Genomic DNA, 15,292 nt, shown 5'->3' on the forward strand with positions numbered 1-15,292 from the left:
CTCCCACAATAAGCGGGTCAGGGCAGGAAGATAATCTTGTCGGCACTGCCCTGGTTCACTTGCTCAAAGCACTTCACACCGTCGGCCAGCGACACTTCTCGCAAACCGGTCGGCAGCGGCAACAAGTCCTCATCGAAGAACCGCCCGAACTGCTCCAGCATCACGGCGCATTGCTCGCAGTTGTAGAGCAGCGAATTGATCCCCACCACCGAACCACCCTTGCGGTACAACGCCAGGGCCGGCAGTTGCACGTGCCCGTCCACCGGCGCGGCGATGATTGCGATACGGCCAAAAGGTGCGAGTGCCGCCACCGCTGCCGGCAACCAGAAGCCGGTGGTGTCAAAGATCACATCGGCGCCCGTACCGAACAGCGCATTAACCTGCCCTCCCAGCGCTTCCGGCTGGCCCAGTAACAAGCCCTCGAAACCCTGCTCGCGCAAGGCCTCGACCTGTTCCGGCCGACGCACGGCCCCGAGCACCTGAGCCCCACGAATCTTCGCCAGGGCCAACGCCGCGCTGCCTACCGCTCCATTGGCACCAATCACCAATAAGCGAGTACCTTTGCCGACACCGCTGCGCTCAATGGCATCCCACGCCGTGGTGTACGGTACGCCGAGACTGGCGGCCTGGGCAAAGCTCAGATGGCTGGGCTTGTGCGCCACGCCCTTGGCCGACACGGTGAGGTACTGGGCGTGGGAACCGTCGGCGAAAAAACCCAGGTCGCGACCGGTGCCCCAGACCTCCTGGCCGACCAGTTCCTGTGGGCCTTCCACCACCACCCCGGCAAAATCACGGCCGGGAATGCGTGGCAACGTGGTGTAGGGGAAACGCCCGAGCACGTTCTTCACGTCGCTGGGGTTCAGCCCGGCAGCCTTGATCTGCACCAGGACTTCACCGGCCGCCGGCACCGGCGTGGCGACATCAACGTAAGCAAGGGCAGCGAGATCGCCGGTGGCGGAAAATTGCAGTGCTTTCATGACCAATATCCATCGAGGTTAAAAAGGGTTTCAGGAGAACCAGGCGCTGACCATTTGCCGGCCCATGGGCCAGAGCTTCTCGCCCATCAGCATGCCCATCAGCCCGATCAGGGCGATGGCAGGAGGCGCAGGCGAGCGAAAGTCCAGGGCACCGTAAATCACGCCGACCAACAGGCCGATGGCCAAGGAAATCAGGTAATTCATGGAACACTCCGCAGCAAGGGTTGATGCGGTCAGTGTAGGGGGGCTGAAACCGAAGCATCGGCCAAGTGCTTCAGGATTTCGGCCAAGCCTCAGACGGGATACTGCGACGGCGCCATCCCCAGTTCACGGCGAAACATGTCGCTGAAACTGCTCGGCGAATAACCCAGGGAACGGGCGATCGCGCTGACCGACTGGCCCTGGATCAACTCGGCCACGGCGGTGGCCAACTGCACCTGGCGGCGCCACTCGGCAAAGCCCATGCCCAGGCTGTTCTGGAACAGCCGGGCCAGGGTGCGTACGCTGGCGCCGGCGGCTTCGGCGTGCTGTTCAAAGGGAATGTCCAGGGACGGTGACGCCATCACCGCCTGGCAGGCGCTGGTCAGGCGTCGGTCGGCGCCCACGGGCAAGGCGATGCGGATCGGCGAGCGCCGGGCCCGTTGCAATTCCAGCAGGGCCAGGCCGACCACGGCCTCGTAGTAGGCCTGGTCCCCCTTGTCGCCCTGCTCCACCAGCGCCACGATCAGTTCGCGCAGCAGCCCGCCGACCTCGATCACTTGCACTTGACTGTCCAGCGTCGCTGCCAGCGCCGGGCGCAGGTAAATGTTGCGCATCTGCAAGTCCGACACCACGCGAATCCCATGCTCGACCCCCGGCGGCAGCCACACCGCGCGCTGGGGCGGCACCACCAGCGCTTCCCGGGGTGTCTCGACCCACATCACGCCGCTCATGGCATACAGCAACTGGCCCCAATCGTGTTGATGGGGCTCGACATACAACCCACGCGGGTAGGTGCGCGCCAAGGGTTGCACGGGGACGGCGTGATCACTGAGGTCGGGAGGCGCGGCAAGGGCCATGGAAGACACATCGTTCAAGTATGGAGCGCCATGATAAGACGTGAACCGGATGATCCGAGTGAATTTTTACCACCTGCGCAGGGTCACTTAAAGACACAAGGAGGGTTTACGGATCCATGACTAACGCAAAACTTTTCGTGATCGACTACACGCTGCATGGCCAGCCCAAGTCATTCATCATCCGCCTGGAAAAACTCGACAACGCCGAAGCCTGGCATTGGGCGAGCTGCGACGCCGGCGTAGGCCGCATCGGGCGCTTTGCCCGTGAGCAGGTGAAGAAGACGAGCCAGCCCCAGGCCGAGAAATTCGGCATCGAAAACGTGCAATGGCGCCGCTCGGATGCGCGCCCCAGCGCGTGAAACTGTAGGAGCRAGCTTGCTCGCGAWGGTCGTTAACGATGACGCGGGGCACCTGGTGCCCCGCGTCGCTCTCGGGTGTTTCGCGAGCAAGCTCGCTCCTACAGGAGGCAGCCAGCGTTAGCCGTGCGCCGACTTGGCACACTCGCACCCGGTCGCCGAAGCACAAGGCTCGCCATGGGCATGATGCTCGGCGCAGCCTTGGCAGCAATAGCCCTTGCCATCCTTCATCACCGCGTTTTTCCCCAACTGGCAGTTGCAGTGGGGGCAGGCACATGTTTTCTCTTGCATGGTCAGACTCCTTTTTCGTGGTCGTCCAGGTGCGGCGAACGCCGACACCTCAAGCAATGACTATAGGCAACGATTCAAGGTTCAAAGGCCCGTCAGTCAGCCCGACGAGCGTTGCTGCGGTACATGAACACCAGGGCCAGCGCGAGGCACAGCATCGCCACGATGCGGCTGCCGGACAGTTCGATCGCCGGGTTGCCGAGCCAGCCGAAGTTATCGATCAGCATGCCCATGCCCAACTGCCCGACAATCACCGCCACCGTCGCCACTGCCGTGCCGACAATCGGGACCGCGCCGACCATCACCATCATGTACACCACCCCGAACAACGCCCCGGTCAGTTGCCACTTCGGCACGTCCAGCAGGCTGACCGCGTGGGCGGGCTCAAAGAACAGAATCAGCAACCCGGTACTGATCGCGCCCACGACAAAGGTCAGCAGGCTGCTGCGCAATACGCCCACCGCCTGCCCGAGGCGGCCATTGATGGCGGCCTGCACACTCAATACCGCACCGGCGGCCACTACCAATACCAACAACAGAATCAGGTTCATCGCCTTAACCTCGCGCAATCAGAACAAGTGCCACCACAATCAACGCCAGTGCAATCCAGCGCTCCACGTTGACCCGCTTGCGGGCAGTGCCAAACCAGCCGAAGTGGTCGATCAGCACGCTCTTGCCCACCTGGCCCGACAAGATCGCAATCATGGTCATCGCGATCCCGATATGCGGGGTCGCCAGGGTCAGCACCACCACGTACATCGGCCCCAGGAAGCCACCGATCAATTGCCAGCGCGGCAGGTCGGTCAACGCCGGGCCCTTTTGCGGGCCGCTGAACAGCAACAGCAGGAACAGGATCGCCGAGCCGACGCCGAAGATGCTCAAGGTCGCCCACAAGTGGCCGACCTGCACACCCAGCGGGCCCAGCAAGCCGGCCTCCACCGACAAGCCCATGCCGGCGAAGATCACCAGCGGCAATAGCAACAACCGAAGAAACGTCTTGGGCTTGGCCTGAGCCACACCCGCCACTGAAGAAGCCTGCATACATCACCTGCGCGTTAGAGAGAGGAACAATGGCGCGTATTATCCGGTGGCACTGCTGTGCGATAAATGGGAGCATGCCGACAACACCTTTGCGCAATACGCACAGCATGGAGTGATGATGCAGGGTTTGAACGAACTGAGCTTCAAGGCGCTTCGCCTGTTTGTCGCGGTATTGGACTACGGCAGCTTCTCCGAAGTCGCACGCCGCGAAGGCCTGGCGCCCTCCTCCATTTCCCGGCAGGTGCAGTTGATGGAGCAGGCCCTGGGCCAACAGTTGCTGTACCGCCATACCCGTGCGGTCAGCCCTACCGAAGCCGGTCGCCTGCTGGGCCGGCATGCGCGATTGATGCTGGAGCAACTGGAAGCCGCCGGCCAGGCGTTGCAGGAACAGGAAAGCGAACCCAGCGGCCTGGTGCGCATCAATGCGCCGATGGTGTTTGGCCAACGCCACCTCTCGCCGTGGCTTGGGGAGCTGTGTCGGCGTTACCCGAAGCTGCAACTGGATATCCAGCAAACCGACACCTACGTCGACCCGTTGCAAGACGGCACAGACCTGCTGTTTCGCATCGGTGTGCTGAACGATTCCGGCATGCAGGCGCGAATCTTCGCCCCCCAGCGCTTTCGTCTCGCTGCCAGCCCCGGCTATCTGGAGCGTTTCGGTACGCCCCGGCATCCGGACGAACTGGTGAACCACCAGTGCCTGGCCTACAAGGGCGTCACCGGCCAGCAGCGCTGGTTCTTCCGCCGCGACCAGGGCGACTGGACCTCCTACAGCGTCAAGGGCCCGATCACCGGCAACCACGCCGACACCCTGACCCACGCTGCCGAACAAGGCCTGGGGCTGGTGGTGTTCCCGTCATGGTTGATCGGTGAAGGCCTGCGCGCCGGCACGCTGCAGGCGGTGCTCAGCGACTATGAAGTGGCGACGACCCTGGAGCCGCAACAGATTGCTGCGCTGTGGCCGGGTAGCCGGCGGCTGTCGTTGAAGGTGCGGACCGTGATTGATTACTTCGTCGAGTGTTTTGGGGCAGTGCCTTACTGGGACCGTTGAGCAACTGTGGGAAACTATTCGGCCCGCACTGTCGGGAAAAATCCCCCTTCAAGTAAGTCCGATCTGATTTTCCACAACACGGGTCAAAAACCGCTTGCACTCGGGCAGACTTCGAGGAATTCCTTCAGGAGAGACGTCATGGATGCCAGTCATTACTCGTTCGGAAACCTGCAATCGTCCCCGCAAAAATCACCCTCCGCCAGCAGTCGGTTGATCTTTGCCTGCTTACGGAATTTTGGCTATATTTGGCCAAAACCTCGAGAAGACCAAATGATTACCGTACCGTTGGGTGAAGCAAAAAATAATTTATCAAAACTGGTCGATGATGCCGCCGCCGGCCAAATCATCACCATAGCCAAGCATGGGCGCGCGATGGCTCGCCTTGTTCCTGTCGGGAAACCGACAGGCCGGCGAATTGGCGCAATGAAGGGCAAACTGGTGGTGCCGGATGACTTCGATGCGCCATTGCCAGACGACATGCTGGATGCGTTTGAGGGAAACCACCCATGAGAATACTGCTGGATACCCACATCCTGCTTTGGGCCCTGAGCGATGATCCAAAACTGCCAGCGAAGGCCAGAAAGCTGATCGAGAACGCGGCTGAAATTTACGTCAGTGCCGCCACATTCTGGGAGCTGGCGATAAAGGTCGGGCTCGGGAAGCTCAACGTAAACCTGGACGAAATTCGCGAATACTGCCTGGAAAGCGGCTACGTGGAACTGCCCATCACCTCGGAGCACGCCATCGCGGTCAAGGACCTTGAACACCATCACAGGGACCCGTTTGATCGGCTCATCATTGCAACGGCTGTCATTGAGCCGATGAAGTTAGTGACAGCCGACCCGATGGTGGCGAAATACACATCATTGGCCGTTTTGACTTAATTCACTTCGCTCAAAACAACCACTGCCCGATCAGCCAGGCATTCGCCCCGCTGATCACCACAAACAAGCTCCAGGCCAGCAGCCGCGTAGGCAAGCTGTTGACGAACGGCCCCATCAGGCGCTTGTCACCCGTCATGCGGATCAGCGGAAACAACGCAAACGGCAACTGCAGGCTCAACACCACCTGGCTGAGGATCAGCAGCTTGCCGATGGCATCATCCCCCATCAGCCACACCCCGAGGAACGCCGGGATCAGCGCCAGGCCACGGGTGATCAGGCGTCGCTGCCAGCAGGGAATGCGCAGGTTGAGGTAGCCTTCCATGATCACTTGCCCGGCAATGGTGCCGGTGAACGTGGAGCTCTGGCCCGAAGCCAACAGCGCAACACCGAACAGCACGCTGGCGAACACGCCACCCACCAGCGGGTCGAGCAAGTGATAGGCGTCCTGGATTTCCACCACATCAGTGTGGCCGGTCTGGTGGAACGCGGCGGCGGCCAGTATCAGGATTGCCGCGTTGACCAGCAGTGCCAGGGACAGGGAACCGATGGTATCGATACGCGCCAATTTCACCGCGTCCTGGCGGCTGGCCAGGTCCTTGCCGACCAGCCGGGTTTGCACGATGGAGCTGTGCAGGTAGAGGTTATGGGGCATCACCGTGGCCCCCAGTATGCCAATGGCCAGGTACAACGGTGCGGCATCACTGATGGCGGACAACGACGGGGTGAAACCACGAAACACGTCGGGCCAGTAAGGCTTGATCAGCACCAGCTCGATGAAGAAACACACGCCGATAGTCGCCACCAGTGCCAGCATGATCGCTTCCAGCCGGCGGAAGCCTCGATTTTGCAGGGCCAGGATCAGCAAGGTATCGAAGGCAGTGATGACAATCCCGGTGGTCAGTGACACGCCCAGCAACAGGTGAAACGCCAGGGCGCAGCCGAGGACTTCGGCGAGGTCGGTGGCGATGATCGAGATTTCCGCAAGGATCCACTGCACGAACGACGAGCGCCGGCTGTAGCGCTCGCGGCTCAGTTGCGCCAGGTCCTTGCCGGTGGCGATACCCAGCCGTGAGCACAGGCACTGCACCGCCATCCCCGCCAGGCTCGCCAGCAGCACCACGAACAACAGGTTGTAGCCGTAGCGCGAACCGGCCTCGATGGCGGTGGCCCAGTTGCCCGGGTCCATATAGCCGATGGAAATCAGCAAGCCAGGGCCGGCAAACATCAGCGCACGTTTGAAAAACGAGGCACGGGGATCAACGACGATGGAGCCGGCGACTTCCGGCGGGCAGAACGGGGCGGTAGCGATTTTGGGCAGGCTGAATTTCACGCGGGGTACCAGGCTTTCACACAAGACGTGAACGCAGCTTATCAGTCAGACGCAACGGTACGCATCACCGTCTCCCGGGGCAGATCAAATGCCTCTACCACCTGGACCACCAGATCCATCTCCTGGTTCAGTGCTTCACGCTCCAGGCGCTCGCGAATCACCCCGATCACCAGCACCGCCAGGGTGGTGATGGAATACGCGGGGCCGGAAAACGCCCGCACGCCGGTCACCAGCAGCATCGCCGCCGCGAGCGCCTGCCCCACCACCGGAATGGCCGTGGCCGCGCCCCGGCGCAGGATAAACCCGGTCAACCCGGCCAGCGCGGTCCCGCTGAGGGCAGTGGTGGCTGAGCGCCCGACATCGAAACGATTGAAAAAACCCTGTTCCTTTTGTGCCGCAGCCTTCAACTCTGCCTCGAACACTTGGCGATCAGCCTGGCTGAGCTTGTCCTTGTATTGCTCGATCAGCCGCTCGGCAACCTGCAGTTCCAGATCAGCAAGGGCCACTTTCTCGATCGGTTGATCAAACTTGATACCCACCCGCTGCGCCACGTCCTGGGCGATTTCGCGATAGCTCACGCCATGACCACGGGCCAGGTTCATAAAGGTGTCGCCGCCCATGCGCTGCAACTCGATGGCCAGCTTCAAGGGCTCGCGCACGGTGGCGTCGATAGAGGCACTGCGCTTTTGCGCCATCAGCTCGGCGAAAAACTGCAACTCCTCCGGCCGCGCCTGCACCAGCAGCGGGAACAGCTCGACATCCTCTTCCGCAAAGCGCACTTCGCTGCTGCGTTGATCGGCGCGGATCATGCCCCGGCGTTCCTGCAGCAGGTCGGTGTACTGCACCACCGTCTTCAGTTGCGGCCAATACGCGGCGTGGTCGAACGTGGCCAGGTGCACGTTGGCGACCTTGGCCTTGAGCGCCGGTGTCAGCGGGATCGCATAACGACCGATGCAGCGCTCGGTGTCAGGCTTGAGCGCCAGCGCCCAATCCTTGCTCGAGTGGCAGTTGATCACCCGACCGCTGAGCGGCGCCGAGACCAGGTCCCAGGGGCTGGAGGTACAAATTGCACCGCCCATCAGCAGCAGGTTGTTCAGCGGCAACTCACGGGCCACCTCAGGGCTGGCCAGCAGGCTCTTGACCAGGATGCGCGCGCCCAGGGAGTGGCCGATCAGGTTGATCTGCCGCACCTTGATCGACTCGCCATGGAGGTAGTTGGCCAATTCGGGCAGCAGGCTTTTGGCGACCTCATCCACCCGCGCCTCGACGCTTTTGTAGTGGTCGAGGAAATAGGCAATCGCCTTGCCCACCCCGATGGTTGCGGCACCCAGGCTACCGCCACCCAACATCGAGGTAATCACATCCTTGAACGGCGCAAACAGGTTTTCCAGGAAATGCCCTGCCGGCCAGAACAGCATCAGGTTGGTGGAGCCTTCGATGGTTGCCAGTTGCCGGGAGAAACTACCCAGTTGTTGCTGGTTGAAGAACGCCGAATAACCATGCACGTAGAGATTGAGCACATCCCCCTGGGGCTCGCCACACAACACAAACGTGGGCTTGCGGGTGCGGTGCATTTCATCCCACTGGTGTTGCATGTGACGGTGACTCCTGGCGACGACGGAGGGCGATAGTAACAAAGGGCGGGCTACGGGAATGTGAAAAACTGATACTCGGACTATCCATATCGCTGCACAGTGATGACACAAAACGCGGATTTTGTTCGCAGATTCAGTCCATTAACCTTTGTCGGGTCAACCACTGAAACCGAGGAACACCATGAGCAAGCCCGAGTTTTTCATCACACCCGGTTACGGCGACATTGCACGCGAAACCCTGCATTACACCCAGGCGGTCAAAATCGGCAACCGCGTCGAAACCTCGGGCCAGGGCGGCTGGGATGACGAGTTCCAGATTCCCGAATCCCTCACCGACGAGATCGCCCTGGCCTTTCAAAACCTCGAACGCACCCTGGCGGCAGCCGGCGCCGGCTGGGAGCATGTGGTACACGTCAATTCCTACCACGTGGGAGGTTTCCCGCCGGAGGTGAACGAGCAGATGGTCAAGTGGTACCGCCATTACATGCCCAATCACGCCCCCATCTGGACTGAGCTGGGAGTAGAAGCCCTGGGGCTGCCGGCAATGCGCATTGAAATCCGCGTGACAGCGATTATTGCCTGACGCCGAACCGCTCGATCACCCAGTCGATAAATACCTTCAGCCGGGCGTTCTGATGGCGATTGGGTGGATAGATGATGTGCAACGGCGTGGCGGGCCGGGCCCAGTCTTCGAGTACCGGGACTAAATGGCCTGCCTCTACGTAGTAGTCAACGATGGTCTTGAAATGCTGCCCGACGCCCAGGCCGGCGAGCAGCATTTCCTTGAGGCCGTTGCCTTCGTTGGTGGAAAACGCGCAGTTGCCTACCTCATACCGAGTCGCGCCCTTCTCGAAAATCAACGGCTCCGGCTTACCCGACCCGGCAAAGAAATACCCCGCCTTGAGGTGGTTCTTCTCGAGGTCCTCGGGAGACACGGGCGTACCCATGCGCTCCAGGTAGCCGGGGGCCGCACAAGTGACGTACTCGAGGTCGACAACCTTGCGGGCGATCATCGCCATGTCATCGAGCTTGCCAGCGCGCAGCACGCAATCCACGCCCTCCCCCACGATATTCACGGCGCGGTCGCTGATGCCCAGGGCGATGGTGATCTCAGGGTACTCACGATGAAAATCCACCAGCGCCGGGATCAGCAGGCAATTGGCAAAGGACGCCGGCGCATCCACTTTCAGGTGGCCGCCGGGCTTGAGCTTCTGCCCGCGCAGGGCATTGTCCAGTTCATCGAGTTCCGCCACCAGGCACAGCGCGTGGCTGTAGTACTCCAACCCCTCCGGCGTCGCCGCCAGCGCACGGGTGGTGCGATGCATCAACTTGACGCCAAGGTGCTTCTCCAGGTCCGTGATGAGTTTACTGACGGTCGAACGCGGCAGTGCCAACTGGTCGGACGCGCGGCTGAAGGAGCCGGTTTCGACGACACGGACGAAGGCACGCATGGCGAGAAGTTGGTTCACGTTGATGTCCGATGGGGCGAGAATGGCGAGTATTGTCCATTAAGCTGCACAATGACGACAGGCATTCAGCGAACAGAAAACCCGGCGCATGGCCGGGCTTTGACGGAGCGGATGACTCAGTGGGCAAAGTTCTCGATCTTTACCTGGCCATCAGGAAACGTAGCGACAATCTCCAGTTCTCCTCCCATGGCGCGGATATAGTTACGCAGCGTGCTGATATACATGTCGGTACGCCGCTCCATTTTGGACACTGCCGCCTGATTGATATTCAGCGCCTTGGCCAGCGTATCCTGGCTCATCTGTTGCGCCTTGCGCAGTTCATGCAGGGGCATTTCTTTCAGGTGTTGCTGGAAGATGCGCTCTGCATCGGCCCGGGCTTGCGGTGTCATGCGAGCCTGCAGCTCACTGAATTTTTTAGCCATGGTGACGGCCCTCTTTAAGCAGTGTTTCCAAATGTTCGTCATACAACTTCTCAGCCAGCGGGACGTATTCGTCATACCAACGGCCTCGACCGGTTTTATCCCCGCCAATCAGCAACAAGGCACACCGGCGCGGATCAAATGCATACAGAACGCGGTAAGGCCGCCCGGCATGCTGCACCCGCAACTCTCGCAGGCAGCCATGCCTGGAGCCCTTGATATCGCTGCTGCGGGGGAAGCCAAGGCCTGGCCCCAGAAGGCTCAGTAAATCCACACTGACCGATACTGAGGATTGCTCCTTTGCATCCAGACCGCCCCACCAGATTCCAAACTCGTCCGTGTATTCAATGTCCCAACTCATGCAAATATTCCATCCATGGAATATAAACTCAAGGGCATAATTGTAGGAGTTCCTGGCGTGTACAGGCTTCCGTTTGTCCCGGAAAAGTGTTTGTAGATTATTCCCGCACAATGCTCAGCCCATAAAAAACCACCCTTTCGCGCGGCTGAAGACACGACCACAGCGCCGGCACCACGGATGATCCCGACCGCCACGTGCATAAAACTCATTGAAATAAATGGTATTAATAGTTTGGAGAGTGCCGCGAAAGAACCGGACGACATCCAATGAACCCGGAGGCGAAGGCCTTGGGACCTGCAAAGCAAGCTCGCTCCTACAGTAAAACCTGTTGATTCAGCAAAACGATCCCGGAGTCCCCAATGCCCCATGAAGGCAACCTGTTACAAGCGGCCGTTGTATTCCTGCTCGCTGCCGTCCTGACCGTGCCCCTGGCCAAGCGCCTGCAACTGGGTGCCGTGCTGGGTTACTTGCTGGCCGGGGTGATCATCGGCCCATCGGTGCTGGGCCTGGTGGGCAACCCGCAAAGCGTCAGTCAGTTTTCCGAACTTGGGGTGGTGTTGCTGCTGTTCATCATTGGCCTGGAGTTGTCACCGAAGCGTCTGTGGGTGATGCGCAAGGCAGTGTTCGGTGTAGGCCTGGCGCAGGTGTTGCTGACGGGCACCGTGATCGGCGTGGTCGCGCTGTTCGTGTTTGGCCAATCATGGAACAGCGCGATTGTGCTGGGCCTTGGCCTGGCGCTCTCCTCCACCGCGTTTGGCCTGCAAAGCCTCGCCGAGCGCAAGGAACTCAACCAGCCCCACGGGCGACTGGCCTTTGCGATTCTGTTGTTCCAGGACATCGCCGCCATCCCGTTGATCGCCATGGTGCCGCTGCTCGCGGGCAGCGATCATCCCGCCACCACCTCCCAGGGCCTGCGACACGGCCTGGAAGTACTGGGCAGCATCGCCGTGGTGATCATCGGCGGGCGCTATCTGTTGCGGCCGGTGTTTCGCATCGTCGCCAAGACCGGCCTGCGGGAGGTCTCCACCGCCACCGCGTTGCTGGTGGTGATCGGCACCGCATGGCTGATGGAGCTGGTGGGCGTGTCCATGGCCCTCGGCGCCTTCCTCGCCGGGTTGCTGCTGGCAGACTCCGAATACCGGCATGAGCTGGAATCGCAGATCGAACCGTTCAAGGGCCTGCTGCTGGGTCTGTTTTTTATCAGCGTGGGCATGGGCGCCAATATCAGCCTGCTGTTCAGCGCGCCGGTGATCGTGCTGGGGCTGACCCTGCTGCTGATCGCCATCAAGTTGCCGCTGCTGTTTTGCGTGGGTCGCCTGGCAGGCGGCCTGAACCCTGAAAGCGCGCTGCGCCTGGGCGTGGTGCTGGCAGCCGGTGGTGAGTTCGCATTCGTGGTGTTCAAGATCGGCCGCGACCAGGGCCTGTTCGAGCCGCACCTCTACGACATCCTGGTGCTGACCATCACCCTGTCCATGGCCGTGACGCCATTGCTGCTGTTGCTCTGCCCGAAGCTGTTCAAGCCCAAGGCCAAGCCGGTGGAAGTGCCCGAGGAATACCGTGCCATCGAAAGCGATGCGCCACGGGTGGTGATCGCCGGGATGGGCCGCATGGGGCAGATCGTGGCGCGGATCCTGCGGGCACAGAACATCTCGTTCATTGCCCTCGACACCTCGGTGGAAACCATCGAACTGACCCGCAGTTTCGGCGGCATGCCGGTGTTCTACGGCGACCCGCAGCGCCCGGAAATCCTTCACGCAGCGAAAGTCGACCAGGCCGAGTTTTTCGTGATCGCCATGGACGACCCCGAGATCAACATCAAGACCGCCGCGCTGGTACGCAGCCTCTACCCGCACATGAAGATCATCGCCCGCGCCCGTAACCGCCAGCATGTGCACCGCCTGGTGGACCTCGACGCGTCACCGGTGCGCGAGACGTTTTACTCCAGCCTGGAAATGAGCCGCCGCACCCTGGTGGGCCTTGGCTTGACCCAGGCCCAGGCCGACGCGCGCATCAGCCGCTTCAAAAACCATGACCTGCAATTGCTGGCGGCCCAACACGCCGTGTATGACGACGCGGCCAAGGTGATGCAGTCTGCCCAGGAAGCCCGGACGGAACTGGCACGGCTGTTTGAGATGGACCGGATCGAGGAAGAGTCCGACAAGGTGTAGGGATGGAGATGAACGATCTTGCGAGTTTTCTGACAGAATACGGCGCAATTTCGTTCATCCCTGGAGAGCTTCATGGCCACCCTCAGCAAGACCGCAGCCCTCTTGGCCCTAGCGCTGGCCGCCGGCTTCGGCGCCAGCCAAGTCCTCGCCGCCAGCAAGCCAGCGGCGCAGAAGACCGCCACCCAGACCATCTCCACCCTGGATGGCAAGTTCAGCTTCAACCTGCCCAAGTCCTACCTGGCCGACCCACTGCCGGCCGGTGATGCCGAGCACGGCACCGCAGGCGCCAGCGGCACGATGTACAGTGACCAGGCCACCAAAAGCGTGATCTTCGTCGTCGAAAAACCGAGTGTCGCCGGCCTGATCAAGGACAACGACCCGCAGTTCCTCGACGGTGCCGTGGCGGATTTCGTCAAGGAACAAAGCGCCGCCCTGCCGGACTTCAAGAAAGGCGCCGAGAAGAAAGTCACCGTGAAAGGCCTGGCCCTGCGCCAGGTCGACAGCACCGCGACCATGGGCGGTGGCAAGACACTGAGTTCCACCTTCCTGACGGGCTCCGGCAGCCACCAATTGGTGGTGCAGGCCATTTCCCGGGCGGATGATGAAGCCGGTCATGCACTGTTGGTGAAGCAGATTATCGGCGGTAAATAACCCGTTTTAATCTGACAATGAAAATCTAATGTGGGAGCGGGCTTGCTCGCGAAAGCGGTGTTTCAGTCAACACATGTATTAACTGACCCACCGCTTTCGCGAGCAAGCCCGCTCCCACATTTTTGACCGCGTCCACATCGCCGGACTCAGTGCAGGCTCTTTTCCAGCCACTGCTTCAAGTCCAGCAACTCCGCCTCACCGACGGTATGAATCATCCCCGGGTAGCCGTGGAATTCCGGGGTGAGGCCAATCCCCTGCAATACCTCGTTGGCCCGCGTTGCCGAGTAGTACGGCAGCGCCTGGTCCAGCGTCCCGTGACCGATGAAAATCGCCAGCTTGCCCAGTCGCGCATCCGGCTTGAGTTCGGCCTTGAGTACCGGCAGCAGGCTGCCGCTCAACGCCGAAATCCCGCGCAGGGTTTCGGGATGTCTTAACCCGACTTCGTACGACATGATCGCACCCTGGCTGAAACCCACCAGAAACACCCGCTCAGGTTGGGTGTGGTACTTGGTGGTGGCCTGGGCGACGAAGGCTTCGATCAGCTTGGCGCTGCTCTGCAGGTCGGCGGTCTCGCCATCAAAATCGCCATCGCCCGGCTTCTTGCGAAACCAGCGATAACCACCGCCCTCCACCGGCATCGGTGCCCGTGCAGACAGGTAGGTCCAGGTCGACGGCAAGCGGTCCTTGAGCCCGAACAGGTCGGCCTCGTCACTGCCATAACCGTGCAGGAAGATCACCAGCGGCTCGTTGCGGGCATCACTTTGAGTCTGTTCCAGGTAAGGCAGCGGCAGGTCGGTGTGCAATACGTCTTCGGCCTGTGCGGCGCCGGTAAACAGCGCCACCGTCAGGGCAATCAGTTTGAGCATGAGCATCAACCTCTAGGGTTTGCGCAACAAATAGGTATCCATGATCCAGCCATTGGCCTGGCGCGCCGCCTTGCGCACACGTTCAATCTCTTCGGCAACCTCGGCCACTTTGCCGCTGATCAGGATTTCATCCGGTGTGCCCAGGTAGGCGCCCCAGTAGATATCCAGGTCCTGATCGGCCACGGTGCGGTAGGAATCTTCGGCATCGAGCATGACAACCAGGGTGTCGGCATCACTCGCCTGCCCCGCCGCCAACCGGCGCCCGGTGGTGATTTCGATGGAGCGACCGATGCGGTTCAGCGGCACTTTGTGCTGCGCCGCCAACGCCTGGACGCTGGTGATCCCGGGGATCACTTCAAATTCGAATTCGCAGCTGCCGCTGGCGAGGATCGCCTGCAGGATACGAATGGTGCTGTCGTACAGTGCGGGGTCGCCCCAGGCCAGGAATGCGCCCACTTCGCCGTCGGCCATTTCTTCATTGATCATCCGTTCGAAGGTCTGCTGCTTGTCGCGGTTCAGGTCCTTCACGGCGGTGGTGTAGTCGATATCACCGCGCACCCGCTCGGGGCAATCGGCCTCGACAAAGCGGTAGGCGTGATCGGTGATGTAGGTCTCGCAGATTTCCCGGCGCAGGTCGATCAGCTTGTCCTTGCTCTGGCCCTTGTCCATCAGGAAAAACACGTCGGTGCGGTTGAGCGCCTTGACCGCCTGCATCGTGATGTAGTCAGGGTTGCCGGCGCCAATGCCGATGATCAGGATGCGTTTCATGGGAAAGTCT

At 61.0% G+C, this 15,292-nt stretch carries 20 protein-coding genes; 7 read left to right on the top strand and 13 right to left on the bottom strand.

Annotated features, from left to right (window positions below):
* Positions 1–17 precede the first annotated feature (17 nt).
* The 3 genes from JV201_RS16815 to JV201_RS16825 form a co-directional block, all read right to left on the bottom strand.
* The gene (locus JV201_RS16815; protein WP_219405750.1) at positions 18–977 is read right to left on the bottom strand and encodes a zinc-binding alcohol dehydrogenase family protein; all 960 of its coding nucleotides are present in this window, start codon (positions 975–977) and stop codon (positions 18–20) included.
* Between the two features lie 30 nt (positions 978–1,007).
* Positions 1,008–1,181 carry a DUF1427 family protein gene (locus tag JV201_RS16820; protein WP_003208108.1) on the bottom strand — a complete coding sequence of 58 codons (174 nt, stop codon included), beginning with the start codon at positions 1,179–1,181 and terminating at the stop codon, positions 1,008–1,010.
* Between the two features lie 89 nt (positions 1,182–1,270).
* The gene (locus tag JV201_RS16825) at positions 1,271–2,035 is read right to left on the bottom strand and encodes a helix-turn-helix domain-containing protein (RefSeq protein ID WP_102369315.1); all 765 of its coding nucleotides are present in this window, start codon (positions 2,033–2,035) and stop codon (positions 1,271–1,273) included.
* A gap of 116 nt (positions 2,036–2,151) precedes the next feature.
* On the opposite strand from JV201_RS16825, the gene JV201_RS16830 reads away from it, so the two are divergent.
* Positions 2,152–2,394: a DUF6555 family protein gene (locus tag JV201_RS16830; RefSeq protein ID WP_003208104.1), complete on the top strand. Its 243-nt coding sequence runs from the start codon at positions 2,152–2,154 to the stop codon at positions 2,392–2,394.
* A gap of 117 nt (positions 2,395–2,511) precedes the next feature.
* On the opposite strand, the gene JV201_RS16835 is transcribed toward JV201_RS16830, so the two are convergent.
* The 3 genes from JV201_RS16835 to JV201_RS16845 all read right to left on the bottom strand — a co-directional run bounded on the left by JV201_RS16835 (position 2,512) and on the right by JV201_RS16845 (position 3,720).
* Positions 2,512–2,682: a metallothionein gene (locus JV201_RS16835; protein ID WP_008437063.1), complete on the bottom strand. Its 171-nt coding sequence runs from the start codon at positions 2,680–2,682 to the stop codon at positions 2,512–2,514.
* A gap of 92 nt (positions 2,683–2,774) precedes the next feature.
* Complete coding sequence (locus JV201_RS16840) at positions 2,775–3,230, bottom strand: DMT family transporter (RefSeq protein ID WP_003208100.1); 456 nt, start codon at positions 3,228–3,230, stop codon at positions 2,775–2,777.
* 4 nt (positions 3,231–3,234) lie between these two features.
* A complete protein-coding gene (locus JV201_RS16845) occupies positions 3,235–3,720 on the bottom strand; it encodes a DMT family transporter (RefSeq protein WP_008437061.1) in 486 nt (161 codons plus the stop codon).
* Positions 3,721–3,838: 118 nt separating this feature from the next.
* Here JV201_RS16845 and JV201_RS16850 point away from each other — a divergent pair, with 118 nt between their 5' ends.
* The 3 genes from JV201_RS16850 (at position 3,839) to JV201_RS16860 (ending at position 5,655) form a co-directional block, all read left to right on the top strand.
* Positions 3,839–4,771 carry a LysR family transcriptional regulator gene (locus tag JV201_RS16850; RefSeq protein ID WP_023658922.1) on the top strand — a complete coding sequence of 311 codons (933 nt, stop codon included), beginning with the start codon at positions 3,839–3,841 and terminating at the stop codon, positions 4,769–4,771.
* Positions 4,772–4,909: 138 nt separating this feature from the next.
* Positions 4,910–5,281, top strand: a complete 372-nt coding sequence (locus JV201_RS29805; RefSeq protein WP_008437059.1) for a type II toxin-antitoxin system Phd/YefM family antitoxin — start codon at positions 4,910–4,912, stop codon at positions 5,279–5,281.
* Positions 5,278–5,655 (top strand): type II toxin-antitoxin system VapC family toxin, encoded by a 378-nt coding sequence (locus tag JV201_RS16860; RefSeq protein ID WP_219405751.1) that lies wholly within the window; start codon positions 5,278–5,280, stop codon positions 5,653–5,655. The genes JV201_RS29805 and JV201_RS16860 overlap by 4 nt, the downstream gene beginning before the upstream one ends.
* A gap of 10 nt (positions 5,656–5,665) precedes the next feature.
* Here JV201_RS16860 and JV201_RS16865 read toward each other — a convergent pair whose 3' ends face one another.
* A complete protein-coding gene (locus tag JV201_RS16865; RefSeq protein ID WP_003208090.1) occupies positions 5,666–6,985 on the bottom strand; it encodes an Nramp family divalent metal transporter in 1,320 nt (439 codons plus the stop codon).
* Between the two features lie 41 nt (positions 6,986–7,026).
* Complete coding sequence (locus JV201_RS16870; protein WP_008437056.1) at positions 7,027–8,580, bottom strand: DUF726 domain-containing protein; 1,554 nt, start codon at positions 8,578–8,580, stop codon at positions 7,027–7,029.
* Between the two features lie 181 nt (positions 8,581–8,761).
* Here JV201_RS16870 and JV201_RS16875 point away from each other — a divergent pair, with 181 nt between their 5' ends.
* The gene (locus JV201_RS16875) at positions 8,762–9,163 is read left to right on the top strand and encodes a RidA family protein (protein WP_003208087.1); all 402 of its coding nucleotides are present in this window, start codon (positions 8,762–8,764) and stop codon (positions 9,161–9,163) included.
* On the opposite strand, the gene JV201_RS16880 is transcribed toward JV201_RS16875, so the two are convergent.
* The 3 genes from JV201_RS16880 to JV201_RS16890 form a co-directional block, all read right to left on the bottom strand.
* Complete coding sequence (locus JV201_RS16880) at positions 9,153–10,049, bottom strand: LysR family transcriptional regulator (protein WP_257903234.1); 897 nt, start codon at positions 10,047–10,049, stop codon at positions 9,153–9,155. The two genes, JV201_RS16875 and JV201_RS16880, sit on opposite strands and share 11 nt — an antisense overlap.
* A 116-nt stretch (positions 10,050–10,165) precedes the next feature.
* Positions 10,166–10,471, bottom strand: a complete 306-nt coding sequence (locus JV201_RS16885; protein WP_003208085.1) for an XRE family transcriptional regulator — start codon at positions 10,469–10,471, stop codon at positions 10,166–10,168.
* Entirely contained in the window at positions 10,464–10,829 is a 366-nt protein-coding gene (locus JV201_RS16890) for a type II toxin-antitoxin system RelE/ParE family toxin (protein ID WP_219405752.1), read from the bottom strand. The genes JV201_RS16885 and JV201_RS16890 overlap by 8 nt, the downstream gene beginning before the upstream one ends.
* Before the next feature lie 359 nt (positions 10,830–11,188).
* Here JV201_RS16890 and JV201_RS16895 point away from each other — a divergent pair, with 359 nt between their 5' ends.
* Positions 11,189–12,997: a monovalent cation:proton antiporter-2 (CPA2) family protein gene (locus JV201_RS16895; protein WP_102604789.1), complete on the top strand. Its 1,809-nt coding sequence runs from the start codon at positions 11,189–11,191 to the stop codon at positions 12,995–12,997.
* Between the two features lie 72 nt (positions 12,998–13,069).
* Positions 13,070–13,648 (top strand): hypothetical protein, encoded by a 579-nt coding sequence (locus JV201_RS16900; RefSeq protein WP_219405753.1) that lies wholly within the window; start codon positions 13,070–13,072, stop codon positions 13,646–13,648.
* Between the two features lie 146 nt (positions 13,649–13,794).
* On the opposite strand, the gene JV201_RS16905 is transcribed toward JV201_RS16900, so the two are convergent.
* Together JV201_RS16905 and cobF are read right to left on the bottom strand one after the other, a co-directional pair.
* Positions 13,795–14,514 carry an alpha/beta hydrolase gene (locus JV201_RS16905; RefSeq protein WP_177008244.1) on the bottom strand — a complete coding sequence of 240 codons (720 nt, stop codon included), beginning with the start codon at positions 14,512–14,514 and terminating at the stop codon, positions 13,795–13,797.
* Positions 14,515–14,526: 12 nt separating this feature from the next.
* Positions 14,527–15,282 carry a precorrin-6A synthase (deacetylating) gene (cobF, locus tag JV201_RS16910; protein ID WP_003208076.1) on the bottom strand — a complete coding sequence of 252 codons (756 nt, stop codon included), beginning with the start codon at positions 15,280–15,282 and terminating at the stop codon, positions 14,527–14,529.
* Between the last annotated feature and the right edge of the window lie 10 nt (positions 15,283–15,292).

Source organism: Pseudomonas sp. Colony2, from assembly GCF_019382755.1.
GTDB lineage: Bacteria > Pseudomonadota > Gammaproteobacteria > Pseudomonadales > Pseudomonadaceae > Aquipseudomonas.

Excerpts from the sequence above, each read along its gene's own strand:
- JV201_RS16815 (WP_219405750.1), bottom strand. The coding sequence starts at position 977 with ATGAAAGCACTGCAATTTTCCGCCACCGGCGATCTCGCTGCCCTTGCT.
- JV201_RS16820 (WP_003208108.1), bottom strand. The coding sequence starts at position 1,181 with ATGAATTACCTGATTTCCTTGGCCATCGGCCTGTTGGTCGGCGTGATT.
- JV201_RS16825 (WP_102369315.1), bottom strand. The coding sequence starts at position 2,035 with ATGGCCCTTGCCGCGCCTCCCGACCTCAGTGATCACGCCGTCCCCGTG.
- JV201_RS16830 (WP_003208104.1), top strand. The coding sequence starts at position 2,152 with ATGACTAACGCAAAACTTTTCGTGATCGACTACACGCTGCATGGCCAG.
- JV201_RS16835 (WP_008437063.1), bottom strand. The coding sequence starts at position 2,682 with ATGCAAGAGAAAACATGTGCCTGCCCCCACTGCAACTGCCAGTTGGGG.
- JV201_RS16840 (WP_003208100.1), bottom strand. The coding sequence starts at position 3,230 with ATGAACCTGATTCTGTTGTTGGTATTGGTAGTGGCCGCCGGTGCGGTA.
- JV201_RS16845 (WP_008437061.1), bottom strand. The coding sequence starts at position 3,720 with ATGCAGGCTTCTTCAGTGGCGGGTGTGGCTCAGGCCAAGCCCAAGACG.
- JV201_RS16850 (WP_023658922.1), top strand. The coding sequence starts at position 3,839 with ATGCAGGGTTTGAACGAACTGAGCTTCAAGGCGCTTCGCCTGTTTGTC.
- JV201_RS29805 (WP_008437059.1), top strand. The coding sequence starts at position 4,910 with ATGGATGCCAGTCATTACTCGTTCGGAAACCTGCAATCGTCCCCGCAA.
- JV201_RS16860 (WP_219405751.1), top strand. The coding sequence starts at position 5,278 with ATGAGAATACTGCTGGATACCCACATCCTGCTTTGGGCCCTGAGCGAT.
- JV201_RS16870 (WP_008437056.1), bottom strand. The coding sequence starts at position 8,580 with ATGCAACACCAGTGGGATGAAATGCACCGCACCCGCAAGCCCACGTTT.
- JV201_RS16875 (WP_003208087.1), top strand. The coding sequence starts at position 8,762 with ATGAGCAAGCCCGAGTTTTTCATCACACCCGGTTACGGCGACATTGCA.
- JV201_RS16885 (WP_003208085.1), bottom strand. The coding sequence starts at position 10,471 with ATGGCTAAAAAATTCAGTGAGCTGCAGGCTCGCATGACACCGCAAGCC.
- JV201_RS16890 (WP_219405752.1), bottom strand. The coding sequence starts at position 10,829 with ATGAGTTGGGACATTGAATACACGGACGAGTTTGGAATCTGGTGGGGC.
- JV201_RS16895 (WP_102604789.1), top strand. The coding sequence starts at position 11,189 with ATGCCCCATGAAGGCAACCTGTTACAAGCGGCCGTTGTATTCCTGCTC.
- JV201_RS16900 (WP_219405753.1), top strand. The coding sequence starts at position 13,070 with ATGGCCACCCTCAGCAAGACCGCAGCCCTCTTGGCCCTAGCGCTGGCC.
- JV201_RS16905 (WP_177008244.1), bottom strand. The coding sequence starts at position 14,514 with ATGCTCAAACTGATTGCCCTGACGGTGGCGCTGTTTACCGGCGCCGCA.
- cobF (WP_003208076.1), bottom strand. The coding sequence starts at position 15,282 with ATGAAACGCATCCTGATCATCGGCATTGGCGCCGGCAACCCTGACTAC.